The organism is Cytophaga sp. FL35, assembly GCF_014349235.1.
Classification (GTDB): Bacteria; Bacteroidota; Bacteroidia; order Flavobacteriales; family Flavobacteriaceae; genus Euzebyella.
Map to the genome: position 1 here is coordinate 1 of NZ_JACSOH010000052.1, position 4,696 is coordinate 4,696.

Sequence of the window (4,696 nt, forward strand, 5' to 3'; positions counted from 1 at the left end):
TCCGGAGATATCGGCATCCGTGGCCGTCCAAGTGTTACCAGAAACGGTAGCCGTAGTGGTAACGGTGTTGGTACCATCGTAGAAGGTAACGGTCACGATCTGTCCGTCCTCCACATCCGTAGTGGTACCGGAGATGGTCACGTCACCATCCTCACTTGCGTTCACGATGTTATCGCCTTCTATTGGTGTTGTGATATTGATAACAGCTAATACGTCATGCTCAATATCTCTTGTTGCTTGCGTAGCTGCATTACCAGCCAGATCAGTAACATCTGCGGTGATTGTTTCCAAAGCATCCAATGCCTGTGAATCTACTGCAGGGATGTCTAAACTCCACGTACCGCCAGTTACCGTTGCCGTATAACTATTTCCGTTTACCACTACTGTGACAATTTGGCCATCTTCTGCGTCCGTAGTACCTGAAATGGTTACCGGAGCATCGTCTTCAACTGCGTTTATAACATCATCACCTGCTACCACATCTATGGTAATCACCGGTGCCGTAACATCTACTGTTAACGTTGCTGTTGCAGAAGTAAGTGGAGAGCATCCAAAAGATGCATCTGTAATTATTACACGATAAACATATCCATTTTCACTAGCAGTTATGCCATTTAATGTTAAAACAGCCGTTGTGCTACCCGTATATATATCCGTTGCGTTAGCATCATCAATAGCAACAAAGCCACCTCCTAATTGATTGTCTACTTCCCATTGATAGGTTAAATTGGAACCATTTGCGGTAACGGCAAATGTTTCTGGAGTACTACCGTTGGTTAGCACGTCTTGTGGTTGGTTGGCTGCATTTGTGATGCTAGGGGTTGTTCCAGGCTGTTGAAAATCATAGTTAGAATCTGTTGCGCTATCTACATTGGCAGGTTCTGTATACCCATCACTAACATTGGTTCCTGTAACTACACCATTTGCATCTACAACCAAAGGCGACTCTCCTAATATACCGTCTCCGTCTCCATCGGTAAAGCCAGCTTCTGTTACATCATTACAACCGTCGTTGTCTGCATCTAATTCTAAATAATCTGGCGTACCGTCTGCTGTGCTCTCTGAATCTGACAAGGTGTAATTGACAGCACCACTATTTTGTTGACCAGCAGCTTGAACTGTATTTGGAATACCATCTGTACCCACGGCACCATCTACCAATCCGTTGGTATGTGCTTGATCATGACCAGCTTCAACAGCATCATAGATTCCATCATTATCTGCATCTAAATCAAAATGGTTTGGTACACCGTCTAAATCGGTATCAAAAAGATCCACAATACCATCAGAATTGGTATCTGGCCCAAAATCAGTGTCCCTATAATTTTCAATACCATCGGCATCATCATCTGCACTAGGGTCTGTTCCCGTAGTACTTTCTACTGTATCTAGAATACCATCATTATCATCATCCAAATCAATAGAATCTGCAATGCCATCGTTGTCATTATCATCAATAGCTGCTTCTCTGTAATCCACTTCAGTGGTTGTTATTACATCATTATTTGGTAAATCAATGGCACCGTTGTTTTGGTCATCATTAGAATCATAAACTCCACCAGTAGTATCCACATCATCATAGCCATTTAAAAGTCCGTCCCCATCTGCATCCAAGTTGTTAGGAGCGGTGGTGAATCCAGCTTCTTGAGTATCTGTTTTTCCATCATTGTCAGAATCTGTATCCAAATAATCCAATATGCCATCTGCATCTGTATCTATGGCCGATAAACCTTGGTCTCCTGTACCTTCATAAGCATCTAAAAGTCCATCAAAATCACTATCTGCAGTACCAGGAGCCGTGTAGGCCGAAGTAAGTTGGGCCTCAACGTTATCTGGGATACCATCATTATCAGAATCAATATCCAAATCATCTGAAATACCATCATTATCTGAATCAATTCCATCATTTACTACAAATACAGGGGCGGTTCCCGGACCAGATGTAACTCCGGTAGGTGTGCCGGCCGTGTTGTTGCTAGAAGTTGTATTAGAAGGATCAAATAGGCCATTTATATCACAAGTTTGGAATAGTACGGAACCTAAATAACTGTTATCTACAGCACCCGCTAACAATTCGCCGGTAAAGGTTATTCTAAATTCATAGGTTTCATAGTAATTGAAATACATTGCCAGACGTGGACCAAAATCTACCCCGGCCCATGACTGGTTGGGACCATTAAAAGTTACGGTACCTGTGGCTAAATTTTCTGATGTATTGATTAAGGTATTGGAATCCAAAGCATATAATCCCGGTCTAGCCAAGGTTACACTTTCATTAACATCTGCACCATCTATGTCATAAATAGCCCCACCAAACCTTGAAAGGTTCACTTGAAAATTTGTTCCTGCCGCTACCAGTGTTATAGAGAAAGTAACACTTCCCGTATCACCTGCTATACCATTGATGTCAAAGCTTGGCTGCCAAGCGTCATCACTACCAATAGCGTTAGAATCTATAGTATTAAACGTTACGTTGGCATCCATTTCTGTAATGGTAACAATAGCATCTAAAACTCCTAAGGAAGAAGTTACCACATTAGAAAAACGATACTGCGCGTTAACGGTGCCGGCACCTAATCCTGTTCCACCAATATACGTTCCATTGGTAAAGGAACCTGGAGGAATACCACAGTCATCTCCTTGCGTGTTGGTAGGTTCAAAACCTAAGGATTCTACATAATCTAAGATACCATCATTGTCGTCATCAATATCAACATCATCATTATACCCATCTCCATCCGTATCTATTGGAGTAAGGTGTACATTTTCGTCTCTAAAATCTACCTCTGCCGTAAATGGATCTTGATCGTTTGGAAAATCTATTGCAACCTGCCCATTGTTGGTAGCACCATTAGTATCCTCTATACCATTTGGTGCTGAAATAGAGTTGTCAAATGCATCGTCAAGACCATCATTATCCGTATCTACGTTCAATGGCGAAGTATCAGCGGTATTATCCGCATCTGTATCGTACGCTTCTATGTAATCTGATAGGCCATCGTTGTCCGAATCTGTATCCCTAAAATCTGGATTATCTTGACCATCTGAATTAACCGGTTGGTTAATGGATTGGCCAGAACCTGCGGCTGTTTAGTAATTATCTGCTAAACCATTACCATCGCTATCGGAACTTGGTGGTAAATAGCTAGAAGTTGATTGCCACTCAATATTATCTACGATTCCATCATCATCACTATCTAAATCCAAGTAATCTGGATGCGTATCTGAATCTGAGTTTATTGGAGCAGTAATAAAACTTCCACTTTCGTCCGTATCAAAGGCATCATCAATACCATCTGCATCTGTATCTGTTCCAGTAGGTTGTGTTAAACTACCATCTGCCTGTGCTTCAACGGTATCCATTATACCATCATTATCAGAATCAATATCTAAATAATTTGGACTGCCAGAACCATCTGAATCTAATGGTACGTTAGAAACGCCATTACCATCCGTGCCGCCATCTTCTGCACTATCTGGTATACCATTGGTACCGGCCGGACTCTCAGTATCGTCTATTTTACCATTACCATTGCTATCTAAGCTTGCATTACCCATTTCAACAATATCTGGAATACCATCATTATCACTGTCTAAATCTAAACTGTTGGGCACTCCGTCATTATCAAAATCTGCAGTAGTTTCTACAACATCTGGTATACCATCATTATCATCATCTTCATCAAAGCTGTTACAAAGCCCATCGCCGTCCGTATCTTCACCGTCGTTGGCCGTATCAAAATTTGGACCAGGTGTAAAATCATTACTAGCAGTTGCAGAACAATCGTCACAACCATCACCGTCTAAATCTTGACAGCTAGAGGGGTCTAATGGAGCGTTGTCCGTACCATCTGGTACACCGTCATTATCATCGTCTGTATCTGTACTATCTGGCACGCCATCACCATCATTGTCTAAATCATATGTTTTGCTAGCAATAGCGGTATTTGAGTTTCCGTTTACATCTGTTGTGGTGATGCTACCATCTATAGTCACATCTGGATCTGCGGCCAATTCCGTACCTGGAACGGTTATACTAAATAACCCACCTGGGGTTACCGTTCCTGTATAATTGGTTCCATTGATTGAAATGGTTACCGTATCTCCTGTGTTGAAATCTCCAATTACGGTTCCAGTGATAGCGATATTTCCATTTCTTTCGTCAGCACTTAATAGATTATCTGCTGTAACGTCATCTATTGTTAAAACTGGATTGGGAGGTGTATTGTCTAAAGTAATGATGTTTGCATCACTTGTTGGGTTGCCGGCTACGTCGGTCACGTCCGCGGTCACTGTAATGGTACCGTTGTCCAATCCAGAGATATCGGCATCGGTTGCCGTCCACGTGTTACCAGCAACGGTAGCCGTAGTGGTAACGGTGTTGGTACCATCGGAGAAGGTAACGGTCACGACCTGTCCGTCCTCCACATCCGTAGTGGTACCGGAAATGGTCACGTCACCATCCTCACTGGCGTTCACGATGTTATCGCCTTCTATTGGTGTTGTGATGTTGACCGTAGGTATCGTAGTATCCACCGTATAGGCCTTTGTTCCTGTGGCCGTACCTTGGTTGCCCGCAGTATCGGTGGTCGTTACACTGCCATCGACGGTCGTATCGCCATCGGCGGCCAGTTCGCTGCCCGGTACGGATATGCTGTAGGCACCAAGTGCATCAACGGTACCCGTATAATCGGTG

General features: G+C 43.0%; 2 protein-coding genes. Both read right to left on the reverse strand.

What is annotated here, in order from left to right; all coding sequences use genetic code 11:
* A partial coding sequence (locus BIZ36_RS20305) for a hypothetical protein (RefSeq protein ID WP_502709174.1) occupies window positions 1–2,934 on the reverse strand: 2,934 nt, incomplete at its 3' end.
* 156 nt (window positions 2,935–3,090) lie between these two features.
* The coding region (locus BIZ36_RS20310) for an Ig-like domain-containing protein (protein ID WP_187459686.1) at window positions 3,091–4,696 on the reverse strand (1,606 nt) is incomplete at its 5' end.